This window comes from Caldivirga sp. MU80, assembly GCF_001663375.1.
GTDB lineage: Archaea > Thermoproteota > Thermoprotei > Thermoproteales > Thermocladiaceae > Caldivirga.
In genome coordinates this window covers 1-23,201 of record NZ_LCTF01000020.1, presented here as the reverse complement: position 1 = coordinate 23,201, position 23,201 = coordinate 1, and the positions used below count along the sequence as shown (strand labels likewise).

The following is a 23,201-nucleotide window of genomic DNA, read 5'->3' as shown; positions in this document are numbered from 1 at the left end:
CTTAATTCAAGTGAAGCAATCCCTAGGTGTTGAGGCGTACCTCGCCTTCCTCAATGCCGCCACGGTGAGCAGTGCAATGGTTAGGGCTGTGTTGCTGACGACAATTGGGATTAGCCTAATCCCCCACGGAGTGTAGTTGAGTATTAAGCCAACCAGCGGCACTACGGCTAGGCTTAGGCCTATTGATAGGGCTAGCCTCTCAAGGGGGGCCAACTCATCGCCCCTTGGGTATAGGGCCTCCACTATTGAGTAACCCGGCATGAAGAGGACGCTTACTGCACCCAGTAGGTACCTGATAGGCATTAGGGGGCCACCCTTAACCAGCATTACAACGGTCAGTGAGGCTAGGGTTATGGCTAGGGTGACCCAGTACCAAACCCCATCAACACTGGCCAGGAACATGACGGCGTTTTCAAGTGGTTCATGCTCAATGTTCAACTCACCCCTCTTCCACATTAGGTAAACCTCATAGGCAACCCAACTCCTGGGTAAACCGGTCTCCCTTGAGACCACCTCCACCAGTTGATTAACCGTCGTGCACCTACCCCTCGACGCAGCAGCCCTGATCAGGCTGTGTAAGTCTTTATCCACATCAACCACCCGTCGCGTTCACCCAGAGTTGAACATACTCGCCTGTGTAGGTTAGGGTTAGGTTAAGTGGGTTGTACATCCACAGTTCACCAACAAGCCTAAAGTCACCAGTCTCATTAAGCCTGAGGCTTAAAGGCGCTACCCAGGTCTCATTGCTCAGGAGGACTCTTTGGTAGGTTAGCAGTGGGCTGCCCGGCAGTGGTGGTGGGGTTGTGTTGTTGGTTACGTATATGTAGACCACGAACCAAATGGGCCTGTTCATGTGGTTGTAGACCAGTACGTATAGGTTAATGGTTTGGTTTACGGCCACCGAGGTTGGGTAACCCCCAATCCTGCCCCCAGGCCCCAGTAGGCCTATGGCTGAGAACTGAGTCGCCTCAACCCCGGTGAGGCTGTGGGCGGCTAGGAACACTGCGAAGACTATGACAAGCCCTGTTAAAACGGCAAGGACCTCACTATCAGTCAAGAAGCCCCTCGCCTTACCACCACCTAGGGTTACCCTATCCCCACCCCTGAACCTAAGCCAAAGCGAACCCACCAATTCACGGCGCCTCAGGTAGAGGAGGGTTAAGGCACCCACCGCTAAGGCGCCCAAGGCCCCGTAGGCCACAGCCTCAATGAGCCTCCTCTGCTCAACCTGCCTAGCCAAGGCTGGGGCCTGGTTAAGTACACTTAACGCCAACCCCACCGCATTGTCGTATTGGCCGGTCTCGGTTAGGTTTATAGCCTCGTTGAGTGTGGCCACCAGCCCAGTTACGTTCCCGCCCTCAGCCCCTATGGCCGATACGTTGCCGTAGGCCAGTAGTAGGCTCCTTGGGGGTTGCTGTGCCTCAACGGCCACTGTGACTAGGCTTAATGCCGCAAGCACCAGCATTGCTAAACCTATTAACCTGGCCACATGGGGCACTGGTGGGTGTGTTAAAATGCGTTATTCCGATTATTGGCTAAGGTATTTCAACCTAGGCGTGTTGACTGGTAGTGGGTAGTGGGGTTAGGTTTGAGGATTACGCCGCTGAGTTGCTTAGTAGGCTTGGGTTTAGGGTAATTGACAGGAGGGTTAAGGTTATGAGTAATGGGGTTGAGGTTGGTGAGGTTGACTTAATAGCCGAGGATGAGTGCGGCAATAGGTACTCCGTTGAGGTTAAGGCCGGTAAGGTTGACGTGAGTGGGGTTAGGCAGGCGTACACCAACGCCAAGTTGATCAACGCAAGGCCTCTTGTGTTGGCTAGGGGGTTCAGTAATGACTCAAGTAGGGCCCTTGCGGAGGAGCTTGGGGTTAGGGTTATTGAACTTGAGGAGGCTGTTGTTCTTAAGCCGGATGAGTTGAGGGCTGCGGTGGAGTCAGCCATATACGACCTGATTGATGAACTAGCCAACGCCCTAGTAGCCCTAATGAGCATGAGGAATGCTGACGACGCCCTGGAGGCCGTAGCCCAATGCAATGACTGGGGGTGCGTGTGCGGTAGGCTTGGTTTGAGTGGGGATGAGTGCGGTAGGTGGATTAGTGGGCTTAGGGGTGAGCTTGGGCTTAAGGCATCCTCACTGAGGACGCTTAGGGCAATAGTGAAACTCTATATGCTGATTAAAGGTCTACACGGGGCTAACGCTTAATTACCAGTAGCCGCAATAGTTAATGTAAATGCTAACATCGGGTGAGTTAATCTCAGTGGCGGCTGGTGCAGCCCTAGCAGTGTTAATAGGCCTCAGGAGGCCACCGCCACTAATATCGGCGCTGCTCCTGATAGCCATAGCCCTACTCGGCCTTGGGCTGGCCTACGCCCTGGGTGCATTGGCGGCTGTCGGGGTTTACGTACTCATAATGGACATTGGCTACGTGGCCGGATTAACAGCTTCACTGGTGAGGGAACTAATAGGGGGCAGTCAAAGGCAGGCCGTGGCCGAGGTCGGTGGGCTATTGACCGGTGAGGCTGAAATTAGGAAGATTAGTGGTAGTAATGGCGGTGTGGTGGAGGTTACCGTGTTTGAGGGCAGGATTGCCCCAATCTACATGGATAGGGGGCCCATTGAGGAGGTTGCGGCGGCATTGTCAACACTGGCCAGCGCAGCCATAGGCCTAATGAAGAATGGGCAGGTCATTAGGGTTAAGCTTGGGAGGGAGAGCGAGGAGTCACCCGTCAAGGTGGTTTCAAACCTAGGCGAACTAAGCGAGCTAGCGCAGCTGCTTGTCAATAGGAGTAAGGTTAAGGGCCCCGGCGAAATCAGCGGCGTTAAGCTGGGTGGTAGGGCAATACTGGTTTATAGGAATGGTAAACTGGCCTACATAATACCCATCAACCAGTAACACTAGAGTAATATCAACCTTGAGATAAGGCTAATTTAAGCACAGCTATATACATTATTGTATTATTAGTGTAATTAAAAATAATGCTTTATGTATAGCATGAATAAAGCTTAGGGTAATACTTAAAAATATAGCGGTTAAAATTAACTGACCCAACGTGGCCCAGAGGAGGGGTATATCCAACGTAGTGGCTACGATAATACTCATAGCCGTAGCCATAGCACTAGCCGTGGCAGTGGCGATATGGGTTTTTGGCATGTTTAGGAGTAGTGCCCACGCTGGGACGCTGAATGCAATAAGCGAAGACCTATACTTATCTGGCACTAATGCTTACTTAGTGCTTTATGTCAGTAACCCCACTGGCACAACCCAGAACATAGTCAGTGTAACACTCGGCGGCACATCCTGCAATTTCAGCGGTGAATCACCCAGCAGCCCAGTTAGTACCCTCACTTCATATACAGCTAATAGTCCAAGTCAGGTTGCGATTCCAGGCGGTACTTTTGAATACCTAGTATATATATGTGGTAGTAGTACTTCATACACTGCTGGTGTCCAGTACTCAGGCACCATATACCTATCCACCGGTACCAGCATACCGTTCACCGTAACAGCGCAAGCGTTAAGTTAAGCTCTGGTTAAAAATTGGTTAAAACACCTAAAATTAAAAATCGAAGGATTTTTCCTTACTTCCCTTTGTCTTAACTATTGGTTAGGTAGGTTATGTGTTGGTTTAGTTGTGTGGACGTAATGCTTATATAGTCTAGGGTGTTGGGTGTTTGGGGATTGTTATTGAAGGGTGGGTTAGGGACTCCCGGGATGGATTGTTAAAGGTGCTTAGGGGGGAGGGTTTAGAATTCAGTGAGGTTGAGTTTAGGCCTGGTAACTGGCCCATGCCCCCAAGGCTTCTCTTCGACGGCATCAATGTTGAGCCTGATACGCCCAGTGAACTTTACATAACAGACACGACGTTTAGGGATGGGCAGCAGGCGTTTTATGCATATGGCGTTGAGGATGTTGAATCATTGTTTAGGCTGCTCTCTGAGCTTGATAATGGTAGTGGTAGGGTGGTTAGGAGTGAGTTCTTCCTCTACACTGAGAGGGATAGGAGGATTGTTAGGGCTGTTCGTGGACTTGGGTTTAAGTACCCTAAGGTTATTGGTTGGGGTAGGGCTAGGGTTGAGGATGTTAGGCTTGTTAGGGATAATGGGCTTGATGAAATGGTAATGCTCATGTCCGTGTCGGACATACACATTAAGGCTAAGTTCAACACCACTAGGCATAGGGCGGCTGAGAAGTACCTTGAGGCCGCTGAGGAGGCTTTAAGGAGTGGCGTGGCCCTTAGGTGTAGCCTCGAGGACGTGACTAGGGCGGACGTCGTGGGCTTTGTGCTGCCGCTGGTTGATAGGCTAGTTAGGCTTAGTGAGAGGTACGGCGTGCCAATGGTCATAAAGCTCCCGGACACCACTGGTGTTGGTGTACCCTACCCCACGGCGGCCCTGCCGTACAGTATACCGAAGCTGGTCTGGCTCATGAGGCATGCTCTCAAGTTGCCTAGTAATGCGGTGGAGTTTCATGGGCATGGGGATTACCATATGGCGGTTGCTAACGCCGTGGCTGCCTGGGTTTACGGGGCTGGGGTTAACAATGGGACGCTGCTGGGTATTGGGGAGAGGGCTGGTAATGTCCCCATTGAGGCTTTGGTGGTTTGGTACGGTAGGCTCAGGGGCTCCTTTGATGGAATGGAGCCTAGGGTTATTGCTAAGGTGGTTGAGTACTTCAGGAGGATTGGTTACAATGTGCCTAGGCACCAGCCCATAGTGGGTGGCAACGCCTACGCCACGGCGGCCGGCATCCACATTGATGCCCAGTTGAAGGACCCCGAGACGTACCTATCCATGGACCCGTCCATAGTGGGTATGAGGCAGGTGGTTCTCATAGGCCCATATGCAGGTAAGGCTGGGGTGGCCCACGCCTTAAGGAGGGTTGGGTTAAACGTGGGTAAGGGTGATGGGGAGGTTGAGAGGGTTTACAGGGAGTTGGTTAGGCTTTACGATGAGGGTGTCCTTAGGGAGCCCATTAGCGAGGAGGAGTTCCTAAGGATCCTAGGTAGTTTAAACGGGGATGACTCTAAGTAAACTCGGTAACACCTTAGTTAAAACCTCCCCCGTGGGGCTTAGCGGCGTATTCCTCTTCACCAATTGCCTATATACCTTAACCACAGCGCTTAATAGGCCGTGGTTTAGGGGTGTGGTGGTGCGTAAGATACCGAGGACCATGTGCACCCAGCACCCGGACTATGCCTCAATGCCCCAGTGGGTTAGTGGCGACTTCATTAAGGGTGATGATGAGGTTTACGAGGCCTACGTTAACTACAGCGTCTACGGTTGCCAGGAGACTATGTGGGACTTTGAGGGTAAGGACGTTGACATATACGTCGTTAGGAAGCTCCTGGAGAGTTACGGGGGCTTCTTCATAAACAATGTCCTCGGTGAGGACATTTTCCTAACCTACAGGTTACCTAACCCCAACGTGGAGGTTTCGGATAGGAAGGTTTACGCTGAGGCCCTTGAAACAATACCAATGGCCTATGACTTGGCTAGGGTGTTTTACGGTAGGCCGGTTAGGGCTATCTTCGAGGTTATTTTCCCATTAACCTCAAGCCACATGGACCTGATCCTCACCCTAAAGTACTATGAGAAGGTTGTGGCTGGGAAGTGCAGTGTGGAGCTTTACAATGGGGTTAAGGTGGCTGACCTGATAGGTGAGGTTGAACCCAAGAGCATTGAGGTCATACCACTGGTGGAGGACATGGAGTCCCTACTCAGGGTGGACAGCATAATTGAGGGTTACGTTAAGGTGGCTAGGCCAAGCTACATGAGGGTCTTCATAGCCAGGTCAGACCCAGCCATGAACTACGGCCTGGTGCCAGCGGTGCTACTGGCTAAGATAGCGCTCTCAAGGGCCCATGAGGCTGGCGGTAGGCTTGGCGTTGAGGTTTACCCAATAATAGGTGTTGGCCCAACACCCTTCAGGGGTAACTTCAACCCACGCACTGTGGATAGGACGCTCAACGAGTACCGCGGCGTATACACTTTCACTGTTCAATCGGCCTTTAGGTATGATTACGGTGTTGACAGCGTTAAGGCAGCCATAGACTCCGTCAACAACGCCAAACCCACCGAGCCAGTCATAATGAGTAAGGGTGAGGAGGAAGCTGCCCTAGCCTTGATTAGGCAGTACATTGAGAGGTATCAGGCCGAGGTTGAGGGTTTGGCTAGGGCTATTAACTACATGGCTCAGCTCCTACCCCCAAGGAGAACTAGGAGGCTTCACGTGGGGCTCTTCGGGTATGGGAGGGGGTTTAGGGGGGTTACCCTACCAAGGGCCATAACCTTCGTTGGGGCGCTTTACTCAATGGGCATACCACCCGAGTTGCTTGGCCTATCAACACTGCTTAAGCTTAACGAGGAGCAGTGGAGGGTCCTGGAAAACCACTACGTTAACCTATGGCGTGACCTGGGTGAGGCGGCCCAGTACGTTTGCGTTGAGTGCATTGAGCAGCTGCCTAACATAAAGGTTAATGAGCTTAGGGTCAGCAGGGAGGTTACCTCAATGGTCCTTGAGGACATTAAGGCCCTGGATCAACTTGGGGTTAAAACGCCACTGCAGGGTTTTGAGCACAGGAAGCATTCACTACTGGTTAGGCTATTCCTAGAGAGCCTAAGCAACGGCTATATAAACGAGGCCAAGGGATACCTAGTGGAGATGGCTAAGGCAAGGAGAGCAATAGGCTAATTCAGCCGCATCATCCTATCCCTCAGTATTTTAAATAGTACCATGAGCCGGTAATGAGACTGGTGGTCTGGGGTTGCGTGGCTGCAGTTATCTATCGGTAAAATGGTGCCTAAGAAATGTGTAGTATTCATTTGCTGTGGGTGGTTGTTTCTTGTTTTATTAGTGTTTCGTATATTTTTCCTAGTAGGTCGTATAGTGTGTCGATTCTTTTATTGGTCTCGTCGATCCTCCTGTTTATGCTTTCCCTCATCTCGCTCATACCCTTACCCAACTCATCAATCCTCTTATTAACCTCATCAATCCTCTTGCTTGTTTCCTCTATCCTCCTGCTTAACGTGTCGTTTATTGCATTAATCCTATTGTTAATCTCATCAATTCTCTTATTAGTCTCATCAATCTTCCTACTTAATGCCTCGTAATTCTTACCCATTAATTCGTAGAGGGCGTCGATCCTCTTATTCGTCTCGGTTACATCCTTCCTAATCTCCTGAAACAAACCAAGCATCAACACAACCAAATCCTCCGTGGTTAGCTTCTTACCCTCACCAACCTTCCTCAAGACAGCCTCCAAGGCACCACCAATAGCAGAAGCAGCAACATCAAAACCAGACACAACAAAACAAAGAAACACAAACTAATAAAGATTTAGGTACTTGTTAGCTTAAGTGTGGGTTAAATTCCCTTTAAGGTTCACTGAGTGGATTCTTAACGCTTAAATGAATATTGATCTAATCATTTAGTCGCCTCTTTTATACGTGTTTTCAGTATGTAAATGCAGGTAACGGAAGGTATCGTTAAAGGACGCTGACTATGTTGAGTTTCCCCACTGGATCATTTGCATCGCCAGTGGTTCCTGGGCTCAGTAGATGGATGCGCCATGGTTCCCTTCCACCTGTCTGCTTAACTGATGGATGCTAATTGTGATTCGTACTACGGTGGGTTAACTTGCCCGTGGGTAACTACGTTTAATCATTGAAACCGAACTCTCCTCAGTAGTGGTGTCAGGTTAATTTGCCTGAGGAGTGGGTCGGTTACTGTGTATTCACCTTTACCCCTCTTCTCAACGAAGTTGTAGTTCACCAGTGCATTAAGGGCATTTGTGAACTCCCTATCACCCACCTCCTCACCTAGCATTGCAGATACGGCCGCCTTTAAGTCACCCCACCTGTTGGCTACCCTTAGGGCTTGGATTATGGCTACGTAAAGCGCCTTATTCGCCTTATCCTCCAGGAAGTGCTTAAGCTCGTTAACCATTATCCTACCCCCCTCCTCAACGGTTGCCCTTAGGGCGTCCTCAAAGCTTAACCCCCTAATCGCGTGGTAGTTGCCGAATAACGTGAGCCAGCCGACGACACCATCTACCTTATCTATGACCTCATCGTACCTGCTGAAGGACATGCCCACCTCCTCAAAACCCCTCCTGAGGAACTCCCTGGACTCATCACTATTGAATGGCCTCAGCTTAACCTCAACGGGTGGCCTACCGTAGAGTGGTGAATCTGGCCCGGGGTTAAGTAGGACTTTGGTTAACCCTATGTAGGAGCCGGTGAACATGAAGGTTACCCTTGGGTTGCTTGAGAAAACGTTGCCAAGTATCTTGAGGAATTGGCCGCTGACCCTTGATAATTCCTGAACCTCGTCAAGCCCAATAATGGTCCTATCGCCTATTGAGAGCAGGAGCTCCAGTAGGCTACTGGCAACCCTACGCCCACCCCTCACGGTTAAGCCAAGGGAGCCTATCATGAAGTTTAGTGACATCCTTAGGCTTAGGTTAACCCTGGACCTACTCAACTCATTGACTAGCATTGACAATAGGCCTTTAAGCGAGTTAACACCCCTAAGGTTTACGTAAACAACCTTGAAGCCGTCACCCTCCAGCTCCCTTAGGGCAACCTTAATGAGACTGGTCTTACCTATACCACGCTGCCCACTGATGACAACCCAGTTACCGGCTGTAACCTGCCTCCTAATGAAGTCTAGTTCAGAATCCCTACCAAACAACTCGCTCCTGGTTTCCTTGGGGTGTAGGTCGAAGAGCACTGCAGACCCAGCAGTAACTGCAGACCCACCAGTTAATAAACCCACCGCATGGATCAGTGGAATTGAATGGCACCCATGAATTGGGAAAGGTTTTTAAATTGCGTGTCCAAAAATTGGTAACAGTATGAATGACTGGAAGCCCCCGCCCACCAGCCTGCATGCCCTAGTTAGGTTGTTGACTGTTATTGAGGAGTTTACTAGGTTGCATGGGCGTGGCCCTTACACTAGGGAGTTGCTTAGTCAACTCCGTTCCTGGGGTTATGGTGAGGGGTTGCTTTCCCTGGCTTGGGGTTTGGGACTTGTTGAGAGGTATGATGATTATTGTAATGGGCGTGGTGGGAGGGTTTGTAGGTTTAATAGGCTTAGTGAACATGGCCGTGAGTTCCTGAGGAGTTACAGTGAATTACTGAGGTTGCTTAGCCAGCAGTAAAGCATGCATTCACTAAGGTGCATTGTCCTGGGTGGATACGGTGACCTAAGCCTAGGCTCCAGGGAGCTACTGGATATAGCCAAGAGGGTCTCTAGGGGTGAAATCCCCTGGTCTCTCCTGAAGGCTAACTAGACCCACCCTCTCGGCTACCTTACTCATCCTCCTCACAGCCCTCATCGCCTCATCAACCTGTCGTCAAGCGTTATTGCATTACCTGGATCAGCTATTAAGATGTAGAGGTCCATACGCAGGTTACGTTTAACCAAGGTAGTCTTGCCGGTCTTCCTCCTACCGTATATAAGGGTCCAGTTTCCTATGGCCCTTACCGCATCCTCCTCCCTCCTCTTAATATATAGTCTCACTGGACTAGTCCTATAGGACTAGTTTAATAAAGACTACTTATGGAGATCAGAGCATTTGTTTTACAGGGCTGATTTATTGCGAATGCATTAATGGGTGTGCCACTTGACTTCATTTTTATGGCTACTAATGCTTTAAATAATAGTTAATGACTTGAGCGAGGATAAGTATATATTATTATTGGTAGGGGAAACCTAGTAACAGGCATGAATTAGGTGCAAAAGAATTGCTTTTTACAACAATAATATAATTTTTTAATAATCCTAACTGAGGAATATTGGTGGTGAAGCCTCAATGGAGCATGTATGGGTTAATGTAAGATTAGTAAACCCCATCACTGGTAAAGAGATTGAAACCAAGGCATTAGTGAACACTGGCGCAAGGCACAAAAGTCCACAAAAGTCTCCACCGTCTCCAGAGAGACGGCATCTCCAGTGCTTGCCTCCAATGAGTTGAATGAGGTTTTAATAGGCGTCATAACCCTTGAATCACTGGGCTTAACCGTGGATCCGATGACTGAGGAGTTAAGGGAAACTGAGATACTAATGCTTTAGTAGATATAATTAATGTAGCGATAAGACCGATCTCACTTAGTTATGAGGGACCATAAAGTTAATAACCGAGTTCACGATAATCAGTTGAATGTCTGTTGATTTGAGGGGTTTGTTGTTGAGGTTGCTTCGTGAGGATGAGGAGTTTAGGTTGGCTGTTATGGGTTTGCTTGGTTATAGTGATGTTAAGTCTTCTGTTGATAGGCTTGTTGAGGCTGTTAATGAGTTAACGAGGGTTATTAAGTCACATGATGAGAGGTTGGCTAGGCTTGAGACTGCAGTAGAGGAGTTAACAAAGGCAGTTAGGGCTCATGAGGAGAGGCTAACGAAGGTGGAGGATAGATTATCGAGGATTGAGGCAGCCATCGAGGAATTGACAAGGGCTGTTAAGGCACATGATGAGAGACTAACGAAACTGGAGAGTGCAGTTGAGGAATTGACGAAGGCGGTCAAGGCACATGAGGAAAGACTAACAAAGGTAGAGGACAGGTTGACTAGGCTCGAGAACGCAGTCGAAGAACTAACAAAAGCAGTTAGATCACACGAAGACAGATTAACCAAAGTAGAAGATAGACTAACCAGACTAGAAAACGCAGTAGAGGAGCTGACGAAAGCAGTTAGGTCGCACGAAGAAAGACTAGCGAAGGTGGAGGAAAGATTAACGAAGGTGGAGGATAGGCTGACTAGGCTAGAGAGGGCAGTCGAGGAATTAACGAAAGCGGTTAGATCACATGAGGAGAGGTTAACGAGGATAGAGAGGAAGATGGTTAACGTGGAGAGGAGACTTAGTAGGATTGAGAGGACTCTTGATAACATCACCATTAGTCTCGAGGATGAGGCTAATTACATGGTTCAGTATCTGCTTAAGCAAAGGGGTATTGTTGTTAAGACTAGTGGCATATTCTTTGACTCTAAATATGAGTTCGATATATACGGTGGTGATGGTGATGTTACGGTTATTGGTGAGGTTAAGTCTAGGGCTAGCCCGAGGACTGTGCAGAGGCTGGTTAATAAGGTTAGGAGGGTTATGGGGAAGTGGCCGGAGAGGTTTAAGGGCAAGGTGATAATAGTCCTGTACTGCCTAAGGGCACTACCGGGCACTGTTGAGGAGGCTGGGAGGCAGGGTGTGTGGCTGATGGAGGATTTAGAGGAGAAAACGAAACCGAATATTTAACGGGCCAGTTGCTTAACCGTTAATTGAAGTGCTGAAGCTTTACCTAATGATAATTTTGTAAATGACCCTAAGCCTCTGCTGCGCAGATTCTTGACGGTTACGTTAAGGTTGCTATTACTATGGCAATTGCTATTACGCCTAGGAGCATCGGGATGCCCATGATGCCGCTCGCGTTCCCACGCCACGTCTCAATGGTTAGGGTTAGGATGAAGTTACCTGGCTGAAGTGCGTATAGGCAGGTTAAGTAACCCACCAGTAGGAGGGCTAGTGGCGCCAGGACATCGAGCGCTATGAAGCTTAACCTACCCACACCAAGCCTCCTCCTGTAGGATGCCGTGAGTAGTATGGCTGCTATGTAGGTCATAGCCAGCATAACCATGGTTATGATAATCCCCCATACCGCCGACGCCATTGCGTGGGCCGCCACGTAGGTATCCCATTCACAACCCACGTAACCGGGCCTACACAGTGGTTGAACTGCGTGGAGGGCGTATTGAAACACCTGCTGAGGCACTGGGGCATTTGATGTGGAGAATACGTTGGTTAGGGCCCAACTGGTAAGGGACTTGGGCACGGTCAACAAGCCCCTCAGCGCAATATACTCGCCGCCAATGAGCGCTAAAACGAGGTATATAACCCCTTCCCACCTCCTCATTAAACAACGAAACAGCAACACCCCTTAAAAGCTTACCAGCCGCATGCACATAGCGTTAGGTAATGACTAAAGGTTGATGAGTAGAAGGCTTTATAAGTTGCGTTACCAATGGTTGGTAACGTTAATGTTCAGTAGTGCTTTGGGTATTGGCTTAAGTTTTCATGCTCCCCTTCAATTCCTCAAGCTCCTTCTCCAATTGCTCACTCCACTTGGTTCTCCCCCTTAACGACTCCACCTGCTTCACTATCTCGGCTATGAGCTCCATCGTAGCCCTTGCGGCCTCCTCCCTACTCCTGAATTTTGAGAGCGCCAGGTCTGGGTCTGGGCCATTGTACTGGTAGTCGTGTAGGTTCAAGGCCCTATCAGTCCACGCTGATATGCCAGTATATCCAATGTCGCTTAGCATTAGCGATAGCTGCATTATTCTAGTTGTCGGCACCCTCGGCACTGCAGTGGATTCAAGCCACCTCCTCTCCTCATCCGCCTTAACCATTGCCCTTAATTTATCTAGTTCAAGCCTGAGTAATGCAGCCATTAGGGCTCTCCATGCTTGAAACGCCTTGCCAGCGGCATTCCTAACGAGACCCTTACTGAGGAACTCTAGGGCTAGCCTCGACTCAACCAAGGCCTCAAGAAGCCTAGCCTCCACGTAGGACTCATCAGTTGGTTTAGGTAGCGGCCTCTCAATAAACTCCACGCCTTAAGTGGCTTTGTAGGCTTAAAAGGATTTGCCTAAGCCCACATGGGTATTGAACCATGTCTCAAGCCAGTGTTAATGATGATCCTTGAGGTGGTGCCTATTGCAGGACCTCCTCCAGTGCCACTAATTCCCTGTTGTTTTCAATGAGCCACACCTTTAATTCCCTGGCCCTTTGCCTTGCTGATGGGTCTGCTAACATCGTGTAGAGGACTGGCACTAACCTACCCGATACCTTGTCAGGCCGCCTGTGCTGTAGCTCCTGGGCTCTGTGGAGTACGTCCTCCACTATGCCTGCGCCGGCCCTAACCTTGGCTTCACCGGCTACTGTTATTGAACCGGCGTTGCAGTATATGTCGAGCTCGTAGGAGTTGTCAACCCATAGATGCTCGGCTACGCACCTGTAGCCCCTTTGCCCAAGTAGGTATGAAACCCAGTCGCGGGCTGACTCCTCAATATCCAGTGTTAATCTTTCAAACTGCTCCTTAGTGGCCATACGATTCCTAATATCCTCAATCTCCCTTCTGAGGTCTTCAATTTCCTTCCTAAACTCCTCCTTAGTTACCATTTCCTCCCTTAATCTCTTCACTGCCTCCTCTAGGTCTTGCCTTGTCACTACGTTTAAAGGCACGGTTATTGCGCTGGCTATTGCCTCGGCTAGCCTTAACCTGGCCTCAGGGTTTTTCGTTATTAAGTCGACAATAGCCTCAACAGCCTTACCATCACCCCTCAACGCATCGATAAAAACATCCCTAATGAAAGCTGGGTCACTACTAGCAACCTCCCTCAAAACCCTCTTAAAAACCTCAACATCCACAAACAAAACAACATTAAAATAATTAAAAACCTAACGCTACATTGTTGCCGTGCCTATGGGCTTAGCGGTAGTTTTAAATCCTGCTTGCGTTTTAATTACTTACTGGTATAATGGGTGAAGTAATTGGGAGGCTTATTGATGTGATGCATGGGAGGTTGGTGCCCCTTGAGGGGGTTAAGTCAGTTATGGTTCACTTTAGGGATAGGGAGGGTGAGGTTGAGAGGTTTTATGCTGATGTGAGGAGGCTTCGTGGGGTTGTGACGCTTTATGGGCCACGTGGTGCAGGTAAGTCGACGCTCATGAGGTTAATGGGTGAGGGGATTAGGGAGGTGGGTGGTTTTGAGGATACGCTCTTCGTGCGTTACTCCTTCGCGGAGGTTATGATTGAGGAGGCGCACGTAAGCATTCCCGGTGTTAATGAGGGTAGTGTGCGTGAGGTTATCAATGCCCTTGAGGACGCGGCAAACGGCGTTAGCCTAAATCTAAGCCCCTTTGGCCTTGCTGGTGCACTCGTAAAGCCCATCATACTGCTCAGTAGGGCGATTAGAAGCCGAGCGGAGCTTAGGGGTAGGGATAATGTGGTAGTTGTCTATGATGATGTGGATAAGTTCCTGAGGAGGTATGGGGGTTATGATGTACTTGAGGCGATAGCAAACGCAACGGCGGATGTGATAACGGAGCATGATGCACCGGTGAATGCAGTTTTCACGGTAAGTGACCAGGCCGCTGTGGCAGCTGCTGGGAGACTGGGTAGTAAGGGGCGTGTGTACCTGCTTTGGAACCTGCCTAGGGGCGCATTTGAGGATGTTGTTAATGAGGCTGCGGGGATAATGAACGTGGGTAATGTGGATACTGAGCTACTGTGGAACCTGATGGGTGGAAACATGAGGGAGCTTGGAATCCTCGCAGGCAACTATAACTGGGATGTAAAGGCATGGCTTCAGGGGGTAATTATGAGGGTTACGGCGGCGCTTGAGGGGTATGGGAGGGTGAGGGAAATTAAGAGCATTAGCGAGGTTTTAGCCAGGTTAATTAGGAAGGGTAAGAGTGCGGCCGATGCCTATGGCCTTGGTGAGTTTGTGGGTCAGCCGGACGCTGTTGAGGGTTACTTTAACCTCCTTGAGGAGAACATAATGATTTACCTGGGGATGCCAGGCTGCAGGTACCTATCTGAGTTGCCCAGGGAGCCGTGGGTTGGTGGTCGGTTTGCCTATCAAATCCCTGCCTATTACTGGGCTTTAAGAGCCATGATTGAGAGGGGTAGCGTCAACGTGGACTCCGATGACGTGATTAAGGTAATTAATAAGAGTAGGAACTAATCCTAACTCACGCCACCTCTCTATCTTCACAATTCCTTAATCTCCTTACAGTTGTTGCTTTAGTTGTTGATAAGGCTTTAGAGATTGCCTTAAGAAAGGTTAGTGAAGGTAAGAAGTTATCCATAGAGGGCCTTGGCGTGTTATGCTTGGGTTATTCCGAGAGATGGGTGATGAAGTAGCTGAGGTTAGGAAGGGAATAGCTTTCCGAGGCAACGTAAATAAGAGAATTCTCTACGACCTACTGGGTAAAATACGAAATATTAATAAGGGAGACGCCACACAGAAGCAACAAAGGGTGTGATGAATTATGGCTGAGGTCAGTATTCTACAGATCCGTGTGGTAACTACATTTATGCTTGATCCTGATGTTGTACTGCTATTATCGTACTTATCTAAGATGGGGTATGTTACTGCCCCTACAAGACTTGGTCTTGGTGGTACCTCTATAACTCCTATTATGCCACCAAACATTATTGCAATGAAAGGTAATGTTAAGGTGGATTACGATTTCGGTAGGAAGAGCCTTGGCGTGGAGGGTTTATACGCTCGAGAAGTTACCTCAACACTCCAAGATCTGTGGCAGGCTCTTAAAAATCTTAGTATCGATGTTGATAGGGCTCTGGTTCCGTACGAAGTAATAATGGTGGCATCAGCATCCCTAAGTCCTAAATTTAGTAATAACGTTGAGGTATCGGATCTACTGGGGTTTAACCTTAGAATAGTTGAAGCAAGTTTTGCACTTGAGAATGGCGATCCCACATCACCTAGTAAATGGTTTCACGTAAGGATAACACCTGTATATAGTTCATATAGGCCAGGTGAAAGGGAAAACCTCTATAGGATTGAGGTGGTGTATAGGGATGAAAAGGAAAAAATATTAAAATTTATAGAAAATGCGGGCGACATACTTAAGAGACTGCTTGAGAGGGTGTAGCCATGAGCGCTGAGGTTCTAACCTATGGCTACGAGTATCTCATGCCAAGCCACATAACATTCTTAGACACATTACTTAGCGGTATCGAACAAGGGTATTCAGAACCCACCATGTTAAGATCTCTTGGAACCAATACCACCTCCTTAACTTTCTATTCGCCAGCGTCTCAGGAAATATCTCCGCAAAGATCGTGGGAAGGCCTATATCTTATAGTACGTACTACTGTGGCTAATATTGTTGGGAGGGATGTGGTACGCAATGCCATGATTTACAGTGACCCTAATTATGGACTTGTGATGAGGCTTATTGTTGATTTGAGCGCTAAGGAGGCCTTGGAACTATGGTTAAGGCTTGTGGAGAAGTTTCCATATAGGAGGTATGGCATTGTTTTAGGTGTTAGGTGGACTGGGGAAAACAATGTTTCGGAAGATGAGCTTATTAACTATGTGGTTAAGATAATGATTACCTCAGGGATTGAACCAGTAGCTAAAAGAGCCTTGGACGTTGTGGGGGAGCTTCGTGAGGAACGGGGTAGGGGGTAATGGCTTATCTCGATACAAACGTCATCATTGCTTACTGCTTTCCGCGGGATAATAACCACCGAAACGCCAAGAGCCTTATAACAAAGTTACAGGAGTTGGGTGTTAAGGAGCTCTACCACTCTCCTCTCACCCTTGTGGAGCTCTACTCATACGTATCTAGGAATGCTGATATTCTCAATATTCCTGAAGAACTTAGGGAACTCATTAGGACTAAGGAACAGAGAGTGCGTGTAATTGCTGAATACTGTCTTTCAAGCCTTTCGAGTTTAACAACATCAGTGTTTATTTCCGATACCGAGGGCTTGATAAATTTAATTATAAATAATCTACCAAATGTGAGGATCTTTCACAAATTCGCTGAAGCGCTGAGACTTGCCCCTGAACTGCAGCTACCATCACTGGACCTCCTACACATAATCTACGCCAGGCAAGTTCCTGAACGCATTAAGTACTTTGCAACATTAGATAAAGCCATTATAGGTAAAGCGGAGAGCATAAAGAATGCATTGGGAATCGAGGTTATAACCGCACCACCCCAAGACTCCGAAGAAATACGGCAATAAAAGTAATGCCCCTCCTTACCCTAAAGAATGGGGCTTGACCGTTATTGGGGTTAAGCGAACTTGTTTTACGTTTCTAAACATTGTAATTGCATGAGTCTAATGTGCTCTAAACAGTATTGATAGCATCATTAATATTCATTGTATTCCGGATTCCAATATAACTAAACCCCAATAATAAACTAAGAAATCTTAAAATACGCCGCAATGCATTAATCTTCTGTGTAGGGTGTAGGTAATGAATGACACCACGGACCACTTGAATATGGCTAGGCAGTACCTTGACGAAGCATTTAAGCTTCTTGAGCATGGGGATCCCTTTGATGCTGCTGAGAAGGTTTGGGCCGCCGTTAGGCATGCCACAATAGCCTTAACCATGAGGGTTTTAGGGGAGGCAGCACCTCCGAAGGGGGTTTCATGGAGGTCGTTTATTAAGGAGGCTTTCATGAAGGCTGGCCTTAGTGAGGGGGAGGCGTCCAGGTGGGCTGCATACTTCATAGATGCTAGAAGTAGGCTTCATGGGGACTGCTTTTACGGGTTAATGTATGAGGAAGAGGAGCACAAGCCACTCATGGAGGAGGCTAGGGAGTACATAAACCTCATTGACGAAATCTTGAGGAAAATGGAGCAAAGGCACGGTGAATCATCAACCCGTTAAGTGGGTGAAGGTAAAAGTTGAAACCCCCTAAAGCATCAATGGTAGCCCCTTAACCAGCCTCCCCGTCACTGGATCTACCCTGAAGCCCATCTGCTCTAACGCCACAACACCAATTAAGGGCGTTGTACCCCTGGGCCTCACTATGACGTAACTCGCCGCTGTCCTATCCTCCACCTGGATAACCGCCAATGCCAGCTTCACCCTCTCCCTACCAGTGGCTGTCTCGGCTTCAACCTCACCATGGATGGGTAGACCAAGCCCCTCAACAACATCCTCTGGCAGGGCGGGGAAGGTCGCTCCGGTGTCTACTAATGCCTTAAGGTTAACCCTCCTAACACCCTCTAACTCACGCCTTCCTTGGGTGAACTCCGTGTAGTCGATGGGGTTGTGGAAAAATGCATCAACGTAAATGTGCCCCAAGGCGCATCACCCGTATTCGCCTTAGATGCAGAAATGCTACACTTCCCCTGAGCCTACCTGTGGCTGGGTTTACTTCCAGGCTAAGCTGCTTAAGTATTGCAACGCCTATAAGCGGAAAGCCCACGTCCTTCGATACCAGCATGGGTGCAGCCCTTCTCCTGCTCGTAATCCCAATAACTCCGGTGTATTCATCAGGCTCCACAGGTCCCTTAGTAGTCGGCACGGTACTTCTACCAGTTATGGGTGGTTGAAGCTCCTCGGCAATCCTCCTGGGGATTACGGTGTCGATGGCTCCTGTATTGACAAGGGCCTTATCAGGTATGCTTCTATCTGTAAACGAATTCCTAATCATAGCCCTAACCCAAATGTGGCCCACTCTTAATTCACCTTAGTTAATATATTCTGCTTCCTTTAAATCTTACTATCTTAAGCATGGCAATTGCTGCCTGTTAACATGTCTAGCATCACCTCCTCAGCCATCGCCAGTGTTACTCTGCATCTGAGTAACCTTTTTCGCTAGGTTGACCCCAGCTCTATTAGGATATTTTAGTAACCCCGTAGTAGGCGGGGTAACAACCAAGACCCCATGGTGAAGCCCACCCTTCAAGGTGGGGAGGAGATCATGTGAGCTTCGATGTGCTTGTAGGTGGAGGCTACATGGTCGCTTCCAAGTCTTGCCTCATGAAACCCCTCCACGTGTAGGACCCATGCTGTGTGCCACCAGTTGCGAATATCCTCACCGAAACTCTTAACTAAGGCATTAACGGTTTTAAACAGCAGCTCCGTGCTCCATCTATCAATCTTCTTGGTTTCCTCAACATAGGGTAAGTTAAGGGCTATTGTAATGGCCTTCACGGATTCCTCGGCAGCCTTGTAGAGCTTCTCACTGGCCTGTATGGGATCCTTATTATATCAAATCCCTGCCCTTAGCAAGGAACCCCTCAGCCAATTCCACGTGCGATGTAGCATCCTTACTCATCTAAGCATCACCCCATGCCGCATAAATCATTAATCTAAAATATAAGGCTTTACTTATTCATCAACGCTTATGAATGGTGTTTTACGCATGGCTAAGGATTCAATTATTAGAGTAGTAAAGTTGCGCTTTCCCTGAGCCTGCCTGTAACTGGGTCGACTTCAAGCCCCAAAAGCTCAAGGGTTGTAACACCTATTAACGTGAATTCCAGGTCATCGGATACCAGCATTCTCGTCTCCGTTGACTTACCCATAACCTCAATGGCCCCGAAGCACTCATCCAGCTCTACGTAACCCTTAGCCGTCCTCACGCTCCTCCTACCTCTTAGGGGTAGTTGAAGCTCCTCAAAGACCCTGCGTGGGATAACCGTAAGGGTGGCTCCAGTATCAACAAGGGCCTTTACGGATACGTGCTTACCCGTGTTGGGGTTCCTAATCACTGCCTCAACCCAGACGTACCCCACCCTTAACTCACCCCACAAGGTACGCATTGCCTAAGAATTTAAAACTTTGAAATTCCTACTTTCTTTACTTAACCTTTAGCATAAATGAATGCAATGTGGCGATATCACTTTACTAGGCTTCACATGGATCTTGCCCACAGGCAACTGATCCTTAGGAAAATTGCTGAGGATGCTAGGGTGTGGTTGTCTTTTCCAGTATTTTCCTTAGCTTCTCCACGAATCTTTTTACGTCCTTAATATTCCCCTCGACCATTTCCCGTGGAAGCCAGTTCTCGTAAAAGTTTTGGTGGAGCATCCCGGCGGACTGCCAAAGCATCCTCACCTCCTCATCCCCAGTCTCCGCAGCAATCTTGACGACTTCCCTGTGAAGTTCCCCATGGCTCCTAAGCTCCCTACCTTCCCTTGCCGCCGCAGCCTTCACGATCTGCGCCGCTGCACCCCAGGCCTTCTCCGATGCTTGGACAAGGTCCCCCCTCCTCAAAAACTCCTCTGCCTCCATCAACTCCTTCTCCGATAACCGTAAATGCATTTCAACCTCCGTATCCGGGTCGAGTTTCTCGCCAAACCTCTCCGACAGGACATTGACCAGTAGTTCCTCCTCTGAGGCCCCGGTTCTCTCAGCCTCCTCCCTCAGCCTCTCTACAATCTTCCTAGGTAGAAGTAACTCCAATGAAACTAAGGTATCCATGGTTATGAAAAGCTACTCCATCCTTTATAAAGCTTCCAATGCATAAAACCTATCTAAGTGTTCCTAGAAGCCTCAATCATTATGAGACGGCATGCAAACCCAAGGGTTTTCAGGCTATTGGTGCACTAGCTTCCTGAGTTCACCTATTAACTGCTTCACGTCCTCCGCGTACTCCTTAACCACGTCCCCACTCAACCAATTCTCGTAGAAATTCTGATGCAACGTGCTAGCCACGGAGAAGAGCCTCCTGAGCTCTGGGTTACCTGTTTCCTCGCCTAGCCTCCTAACGTAGCTGAATAACTCGCCGTGGGATGAAATTGAGATGCCTCTACTGGCTGCAACGGCCTTAACCATGAGTGAGGCCGCTCCCCAAAGCTTCTCAGATGCCTGGGCGTAATCCCCCTTAGTCAGGAACTCCTCAGCATCCTTAAGATATCTCTCGGAGAGTCTTGCGTATAGTTCCGTCTTCTCGGCTGGGTCAACCTCCTCACTCATTCCTCTATATAGTGCATCCAAGGCAACCTCCTCAATACTGGCGCCTGTCCTCTCAGCCTCCTCCCTCAGCTTCTCCTCAATCCTCCTAGGCAGGATAAGCACAAGCTCCAACAAGACCACTTATGACCATAAGCCTCATTGAAAATTTAAACCTTTCCATGACGGTTTGCGTGATGCCCTTAGTGGGGCGTTGTGTCTATGGCGTAATCAGTAATTCCCTCAAGCAATGCTTTGTAGATGCAATAGTACGATATTACCTCAAAGATTACCCCTACTGTGTGAGGTTTATGGTGGAGAGCTTATTAGGAGGCGTCTCGTCTATTCACTGAGTGGTGAGTGGTTCAACAAGTAATGACTGGGTGATGTCGGTTAAGGAAGCCATTAACCATAGAAGGGATAACTATCAAGACCCCTGCATTGAAAACCCCACCCCTAAAGGCGAGGAGGGTGTCGTGGAAATAATGCTCGGTGAAAAGCTGTACAAGAAGTTGGAGACTGAGGCTGATAAGATGGGTGTCTCCGTCGAGGAGCTTATCACCGATGCACTTTCAAGGACGCTCAATGTACTGCTAGATCCAGGGGATAGGGTGGAGTTTCACCTTAGACTTTGTGAGAAGTATCTCCATGAGTCTGAGGAGTTACTGGCTAGGGGCAATTATGTGCAAGCCTCAGAAAAGGCCTGGAGAGCCGCAGTGCAGATTGTTAAGGCACTGGCGGCTGGGGAGGGTAGGGAGCTTAGGGGTTATGCGGAGCTTTGGAGGTTTATTGATGAGGTGGCTGGGAGGTTGAATGATGTTGAGTTAAGGCGCCTGTGGCGAACTGCTAATGTTCTTCACCAGAATTTTTACGAAAACTGGATGCCGCCGGGTGATGTGAGGTACGCCATAGAGGATGTTAAGGAGTTTGTTGGGAAGTTGAGGAAACTCCTACAGCAGTAGGGTTTTAAGGTGAATTAATTAGATGATTTCTGTGGGTTATGGTGAGCACTTGAAGAGTGCCAGGTACTACCTGGAGGAGGCACGTAAGCTACTGGAGCGTGGGGACCCGTATGATGCCGCTGAGGAGGCGTGGGCTGCCGTGAAGCACGCAACAATAGCATTAACCATGGCCTTTCTAAGCGAGGCCACTCCACCAAAGGGTGTCTCCTGGAGGGTGTTTGTTAAGGAGGCTCTTGTTAAGGCTGGGCTTAATGAGGATGAGGCCTCTAGGTGGGCTTCATACTACATTGACGTGAGGGATAGGTTACATGGAGGATGCTTCCATGGGTTAACCTATGAGGAGGTGGAGCATAGGCCATTAATGGATAGGGCCAGGGAGTACGTGGATTTAATTGAGAAGTTACTGAAGCAGCACCAGGGTGAATAATTGATTGCGGATACGTCCCACTCATGTATTAGATTTCTAACTAATCTATATCTAAATTTAAAGCATTTTGGAGTGCTAACCTGGGAGTTAAGGAGGTTAGTGACGGTGAGGGTGAGTTAACGAAGATTGTTAAGGATCCAACCCATAACCTTAATCTATCTGAGGTTACCTGGTGTTTAATGTGCAGAGTCTTCCTTATCTCAGAGCGTTAATGGTATGGTTTTGTGTATGGTTAGGGTAGTTTCTGTCTTCTCAATATTTGTGATGTTTATTTTCATTTGATGTCTAAATCCCTAGTTAACTTTAAAACCTGACCACAACACCCCTTAACCGTACCCCTGGGTTTTCGAGATCCGTAGGGCTGGGAACCATCTACTGAGAAACTGTGTACTCGAAGTTGTACTCTGCCTGGCTTAACGGTGGGCATGCCTTATCCCTATTGCTTAGTATTGCCCCAGTTGGGTTGGGCCACTTAACGCCTATTACTGGGTCGCTCCAGTTTATGCACCTCTCCCTGGCTTGATCATACTCCTTGGTCACTAGGTATAGGAACCAGGATTCCTCAATGGCCTGGAACCCATGTGCAAAGCCAGGTGGTACCCAAAGCGCCTGACCGGGCCTCAAATCAACCCCAACCCACCTACCAAACCACGGTGAACCCCTCCTCACGTCGACGGCCACGTCAAACACCCTACCCTTAACCACGTAGACGAGTTTACCCTGCTCAGAGGGCTTAAGCTGGTAGTGGAGACCCCTAACTACGTTTGGGTGTGAGTAGCTTAAATTAACCTGCACGAAGTCGTAGGGTAGGCCGAGGGCTAGGTACTCCCCCCTCTTCCAAAGCTCGGTGAAAAAGCCCCTATTATCCTCAAAGACCCTAAACTCGAAGAGCATTACGTCAGGTATCTCAAGCCTCCTAACCGACACCACCGGCATGCCTCAACCCCTCCCACTCACCTTTAAAAATAGATAATGCATAATTAAGGTCGTTAATGGGCACCTCAAGCATTTTAACAGCCATTGAGCTGTCCAGGCTTGAGTCCCTGGGCCTCTGGGCCCTGTAGTTCAAATCCCTTACTGAAATCGGCTTGACTAGGCTTGTCTGGAAGCCGAAGAACTTGGCTATGGCCATGGCGAACTCGAATCTACTCAACCTAGGCCCAGCCGCATGCAAGACACCCTCAAACTCCCTATCAACCAACCTGGCCATGACCTCACCTATCAGTGTGTTTAGGGTTGGTGAACCCCACTGGTCGACAATAGCCTTAACCTCCTCCCCCCTACTAAGCTTCTCAACTACGCTCTTACCGAAGTTAACCTTACCAGGGCCAAGGCCGTATATCCACGCAACCCTAACCACAGCCCC

At 48.8% G+C, this 23,201-nt stretch carries 31 protein-coding genes; 15 read left to right on the top strand and 16 right to left on the bottom strand.

Features of this window, described 5'->3' with window-relative positions:
• Positions 1-6: 6 nt before the first annotated feature.
• On the bottom strand, positions 7-591 hold the full coding sequence (locus tag AAX04_RS06915; RefSeq protein ID WP_238377831.1) for a DUF1616 domain-containing protein: 585 nt from the start codon (positions 589-591) through the stop codon (positions 7-9).
• Between the two features lies 1 nt (position 592).
• A complete protein-coding gene (locus AAX04_RS06910) occupies positions 593-1,489 on the bottom strand; it encodes a DUF1616 domain-containing protein (RefSeq protein WP_084761250.1) in 897 nt (298 codons plus the stop codon).
• A gap of 80 nt (positions 1,490-1,569) precedes the next feature.
• Between AAX04_RS06910 and AAX04_RS06905 the strand changes: the two genes are divergently transcribed.
• The 5 genes from AAX04_RS06905 to ppcA all read left to right on the top strand — a co-directional run bounded on the left by AAX04_RS06905 (position 1,570) and on the right by ppcA (position 6,691).
• Complete coding sequence (locus tag AAX04_RS06905) at positions 1,570-2,202, top strand: YraN family protein (RefSeq protein ID WP_066796012.1); 633 nt, start codon at positions 1,570-1,572, stop codon at positions 2,200-2,202.
• Between the two features lie 28 nt (positions 2,203-2,230).
• Positions 2,231-2,893, top strand: coding sequence for a hypothetical protein (locus AAX04_RS06900; RefSeq protein WP_066796009.1), 663 nt, complete (start codon positions 2,231-2,233; stop codon positions 2,891-2,893).
• Between the two features lie 157 nt (positions 2,894-3,050).
• Positions 3,051-3,524 carry an archaellin/type IV pilin N-terminal domain-containing protein gene (locus AAX04_RS06895; RefSeq protein WP_066796006.1) on the top strand — a complete coding sequence of 158 codons (474 nt, stop codon included), beginning with the start codon at positions 3,051-3,053 and terminating at the stop codon, positions 3,522-3,524.
• Positions 3,525-3,672: 148 nt separating this feature from the next.
• Entirely contained in the window at positions 3,673-5,031 is a 1,359-nt protein-coding gene (locus AAX04_RS06890; protein ID WP_238377830.1) for a 2-isopropylmalate synthase, read from the top strand.
• 118 nt (positions 5,032-5,149) lie between these two features.
• Positions 5,150-6,691, top strand: coding sequence for a phosphoenolpyruvate carboxylase (gene ppcA / locus AAX04_RS06885; RefSeq protein ID WP_066796088.1), 1,542 nt, complete (start codon positions 5,150-5,152; stop codon positions 6,689-6,691).
• 127 nt (positions 6,692-6,818) lie between these two features.
• Here ppcA and AAX04_RS06880 read toward each other — a convergent pair whose 3' ends face one another.
• Both AAX04_RS06880 and AAX04_RS06875 read right to left on the bottom strand, forming a co-directional pair.
• Positions 6,819-7,304, bottom strand: coding sequence for a hypothetical protein (locus tag AAX04_RS06880; protein WP_066796000.1), 486 nt, complete (start codon positions 7,302-7,304; stop codon positions 6,819-6,821).
• A gap of 356 nt (positions 7,305-7,660) precedes the next feature.
• Entirely contained in the window at positions 7,661-8,731 is a 1,071-nt protein-coding gene (locus tag AAX04_RS06875; RefSeq protein WP_066795998.1) for an ATP-binding protein, read from the bottom strand.
• A gap of 124 nt (positions 8,732-8,855) precedes the next feature.
• On the opposite strand from AAX04_RS06875, the gene AAX04_RS06870 reads away from it, so the two are divergent.
• A complete protein-coding gene (locus AAX04_RS06870; protein ID WP_066795996.1) occupies positions 8,856-9,161 on the top strand; it encodes a hypothetical protein in 306 nt (101 codons plus the stop codon).
• Positions 9,162-9,164: 3 nt separating this feature from the next.
• Complete coding sequence (locus AAX04_RS12470; RefSeq protein ID WP_255363528.1) at positions 9,165-9,293, top strand: hypothetical protein; 129 nt, start codon at positions 9,165-9,167, stop codon at positions 9,291-9,293.
• Positions 9,294-9,334: 41 nt separating this feature from the next.
• On the opposite strand, the gene AAX04_RS06865 is transcribed toward AAX04_RS12470, so the two are convergent.
• Complete coding sequence (locus AAX04_RS06865; protein ID WP_066795994.1) at positions 9,335-9,523, bottom strand: hypothetical protein; 189 nt, start codon at positions 9,521-9,523, stop codon at positions 9,335-9,337.
• 640 nt (positions 9,524-10,163) lie between these two features.
• Here AAX04_RS06865 and AAX04_RS06860 point away from each other — a divergent pair.
• On the top strand, positions 10,164-11,246 hold the full coding sequence (locus tag AAX04_RS06860; RefSeq protein WP_066795991.1) for a tropomyosin: 1,083 nt from the start codon (positions 10,164-10,166) through the stop codon (positions 11,244-11,246).
• Between the two features lie 97 nt (positions 11,247-11,343).
• On the opposite strand, the gene AAX04_RS06855 is transcribed toward AAX04_RS06860, so the two are convergent.
• From AAX04_RS06855 to AAX04_RS06845, 3 genes are all read right to left on the bottom strand, one after another.
• A complete protein-coding gene (locus AAX04_RS06855) occupies positions 11,344-11,901 on the bottom strand; it encodes a hypothetical protein (protein ID WP_066795988.1) in 558 nt (185 codons plus the stop codon).
• Between the two features lie 151 nt (positions 11,902-12,052).
• Positions 12,053-12,598: a PaREP1 family protein gene (locus tag AAX04_RS06850; RefSeq protein ID WP_066795984.1), complete on the bottom strand. Its 546-nt coding sequence runs from the start codon at positions 12,596-12,598 to the stop codon at positions 12,053-12,055.
• 100 nt (positions 12,599-12,698) lie between these two features.
• A complete protein-coding gene (locus AAX04_RS06845; protein WP_238377827.1) occupies positions 12,699-13,415 on the bottom strand; it encodes a hypothetical protein in 717 nt (238 codons plus the stop codon).
• Positions 13,416-13,525: 110 nt separating this feature from the next.
• Between AAX04_RS06845 and AAX04_RS06840 the strand changes: the two genes are divergently transcribed.
• From AAX04_RS06840 to AAX04_RS06820, 5 genes are all read left to right on the top strand, one after another.
• Entirely contained in the window at positions 13,526-14,734 is a 1,209-nt protein-coding gene (locus AAX04_RS06840) for an ATP-binding protein (protein ID WP_066795977.1), read from the top strand.
• 307 nt (positions 14,735-15,041) lie between these two features.
• Entirely contained in the window at positions 15,042-15,668 is a 627-nt protein-coding gene (locus tag AAX04_RS06835; protein ID WP_156519738.1) for a hypothetical protein, read from the top strand.
• A 2-nt stretch (positions 15,669-15,670) separates the two neighbouring features.
• Positions 15,671-16,210, top strand: coding sequence for a hypothetical protein (locus AAX04_RS11930; protein WP_156519737.1), 540 nt, complete (start codon positions 15,671-15,673; stop codon positions 16,208-16,210).
• The gene (locus tag AAX04_RS06825) at positions 16,210-16,773 is read left to right on the top strand and encodes a PIN domain-containing protein (RefSeq protein ID WP_084761249.1); all 564 of its coding nucleotides are present in this window, start codon (positions 16,210-16,212) and stop codon (positions 16,771-16,773) included. Before AAX04_RS11930 ends, AAX04_RS06825 begins: the two co-directional genes overlap by 1 nt.
• A gap of 235 nt (positions 16,774-17,008) precedes the next feature.
• A complete protein-coding gene (locus tag AAX04_RS06820; RefSeq protein WP_066795963.1) occupies positions 17,009-17,428 on the top strand; it encodes a PaREP1 family protein in 420 nt (139 codons plus the stop codon).
• Between the two features lie 27 nt (positions 17,429-17,455).
• Here AAX04_RS06820 and AAX04_RS06815 read toward each other — a convergent pair whose 3' ends face one another.
• The 6 genes from AAX04_RS06815 to AAX04_RS06790 all read right to left on the bottom strand — a co-directional run bounded on the left by AAX04_RS06815 (position 17,456) and on the right by AAX04_RS06790 (position 20,590).
• Positions 17,456-17,848, bottom strand: a complete 393-nt coding sequence (locus AAX04_RS06815) for a retroviral-like aspartic protease family protein (RefSeq protein ID WP_066795960.1) — start codon at positions 17,846-17,848, stop codon at positions 17,456-17,458.
• Positions 17,829-18,224, bottom strand: coding sequence for a hypothetical protein (locus tag AAX04_RS06810; protein ID WP_084761248.1), 396 nt, complete (start codon positions 18,222-18,224; stop codon positions 17,829-17,831). Before AAX04_RS06810 ends, AAX04_RS06815 begins: the two co-directional genes overlap by 20 nt.
• A gap of 227 nt (positions 18,225-18,451) precedes the next feature.
• Complete coding sequence (locus AAX04_RS06805) at positions 18,452-18,745, bottom strand: PaREP1 family protein (protein ID WP_066795958.1); 294 nt, start codon at positions 18,743-18,745, stop codon at positions 18,452-18,454.
• 188 nt (positions 18,746-18,933) lie between these two features.
• Positions 18,934-19,314, bottom strand: coding sequence for a clan AA aspartic protease (locus AAX04_RS06800; RefSeq protein WP_202904429.1), 381 nt, complete (start codon positions 19,312-19,314; stop codon positions 18,934-18,936).
• A gap of 145 nt (positions 19,315-19,459) precedes the next feature.
• On the bottom strand, positions 19,460-19,975 hold the full coding sequence (locus AAX04_RS06795) for a PaREP1 family protein (protein ID WP_066795956.1): 516 nt from the start codon (positions 19,973-19,975) through the stop codon (positions 19,460-19,462).
• Positions 19,976-20,089: 114 nt separating this feature from the next.
• Positions 20,090-20,590, bottom strand: coding sequence for a PaREP1 family protein (locus AAX04_RS06790; RefSeq protein WP_202904428.1), 501 nt, complete (start codon positions 20,588-20,590; stop codon positions 20,090-20,092).
• Positions 20,591-20,799: 209 nt separating this feature from the next.
• Between AAX04_RS06790 and AAX04_RS06785 the strand changes: the two genes are divergently transcribed.
• On the top strand, positions 20,800-21,408 hold the full coding sequence (locus AAX04_RS06785; protein ID WP_202904427.1) for a PaREP1 family protein: 609 nt from the start codon (positions 20,800-20,802) through the stop codon (positions 21,406-21,408).
• Positions 21,409-21,439: 31 nt separating this feature from the next.
• Positions 21,440-21,835, top strand: a complete 396-nt coding sequence (locus tag AAX04_RS06780; RefSeq protein ID WP_066795953.1) for a PaREP1 family protein — start codon at positions 21,440-21,442, stop codon at positions 21,833-21,835.
• Positions 21,836-22,207: 372 nt separating this feature from the next.
• Here the strand turns inward: AAX04_RS06780 and rfbC are convergent, their stop codons facing one another.
• The gene (rfbC, locus tag AAX04_RS06775) at positions 22,208-22,771 is read right to left on the bottom strand and encodes a dTDP-4-dehydrorhamnose 3,5-epimerase (RefSeq protein WP_066795950.1); all 564 of its coding nucleotides are present in this window, start codon (positions 22,769-22,771) and stop codon (positions 22,208-22,210) included.
• A partial coding sequence (locus AAX04_RS06770; protein ID WP_156519736.1) for a sugar nucleotide-binding protein occupies positions 22,752-23,201 on the bottom strand: 450 nt, incomplete at its 5' end. The genes rfbC and AAX04_RS06770, both read right to left, overlap by 20 nt.

What these genes read in the sequence shown, in the direction of transcription:
- AAX04_RS06900 (WP_066796009.1), top strand. Translation starts at nt 2,231, where the DNA reads ATGCTAACATCGGGTGAGTTAATCTCAGTGGCGGCTGGTGCAGCCCTA.
- AAX04_RS06870 (WP_066795996.1), top strand. Translation starts at nt 8,856, where the DNA reads ATGAATGACTGGAAGCCCCCGCCCACCAGCCTGCATGCCCTAGTTAGG.
- AAX04_RS12470 (WP_255363528.1), top strand. Translation starts at nt 9,165, where the DNA reads ATGCATTCACTAAGGTGCATTGTCCTGGGTGGATACGGTGACCTAAGC.
- AAX04_RS06860 (WP_066795991.1), top strand. Translation starts at nt 10,164, where the DNA reads ATGTCTGTTGATTTGAGGGGTTTGTTGTTGAGGTTGCTTCGTGAGGAT.
- AAX04_RS06855 (WP_066795988.1), bottom strand. Translation starts at nt 11,901, where the DNA reads ATGAGGAGGTGGGAAGGGGTTATATACCTCGTTTTAGCGCTCATTGGC.
- AAX04_RS06840 (WP_066795977.1), top strand. Translation starts at nt 13,526, where the DNA reads ATGGGTGAAGTAATTGGGAGGCTTATTGATGTGATGCATGGGAGGTTG.
- AAX04_RS06835 (WP_156519738.1), top strand. Translation starts at nt 15,042, where the DNA reads ATGGCTGAGGTCAGTATTCTACAGATCCGTGTGGTAACTACATTTATG.
- AAX04_RS11930 (WP_156519737.1), top strand. Translation starts at nt 15,671, where the DNA reads ATGAGCGCTGAGGTTCTAACCTATGGCTACGAGTATCTCATGCCAAGC.
- AAX04_RS06825 (WP_084761249.1), top strand. Translation starts at nt 16,210, where the DNA reads ATGGCTTATCTCGATACAAACGTCATCATTGCTTACTGCTTTCCGCGG.
- AAX04_RS06820 (WP_066795963.1), top strand. Translation starts at nt 17,009, where the DNA reads ATGAATGACACCACGGACCACTTGAATATGGCTAGGCAGTACCTTGAC.
- AAX04_RS06800 (WP_202904429.1), bottom strand. Translation starts at nt 19,314, where the DNA reads ATGCGTACCTTGTGGGGTGAGTTAAGGGTGGGGTACGTCTGGGTTGAG.
- AAX04_RS06795 (WP_066795956.1), bottom strand. Translation starts at nt 19,975, where the DNA reads ATGGATACCTTAGTTTCATTGGAGTTACTTCTACCTAGGAAGATTGTA.
- rfbC (WP_066795950.1), bottom strand. Translation starts at nt 22,771, where the DNA reads ATGCCGGTGGTGTCGGTTAGGAGGCTTGAGATACCTGACGTAATGCTC.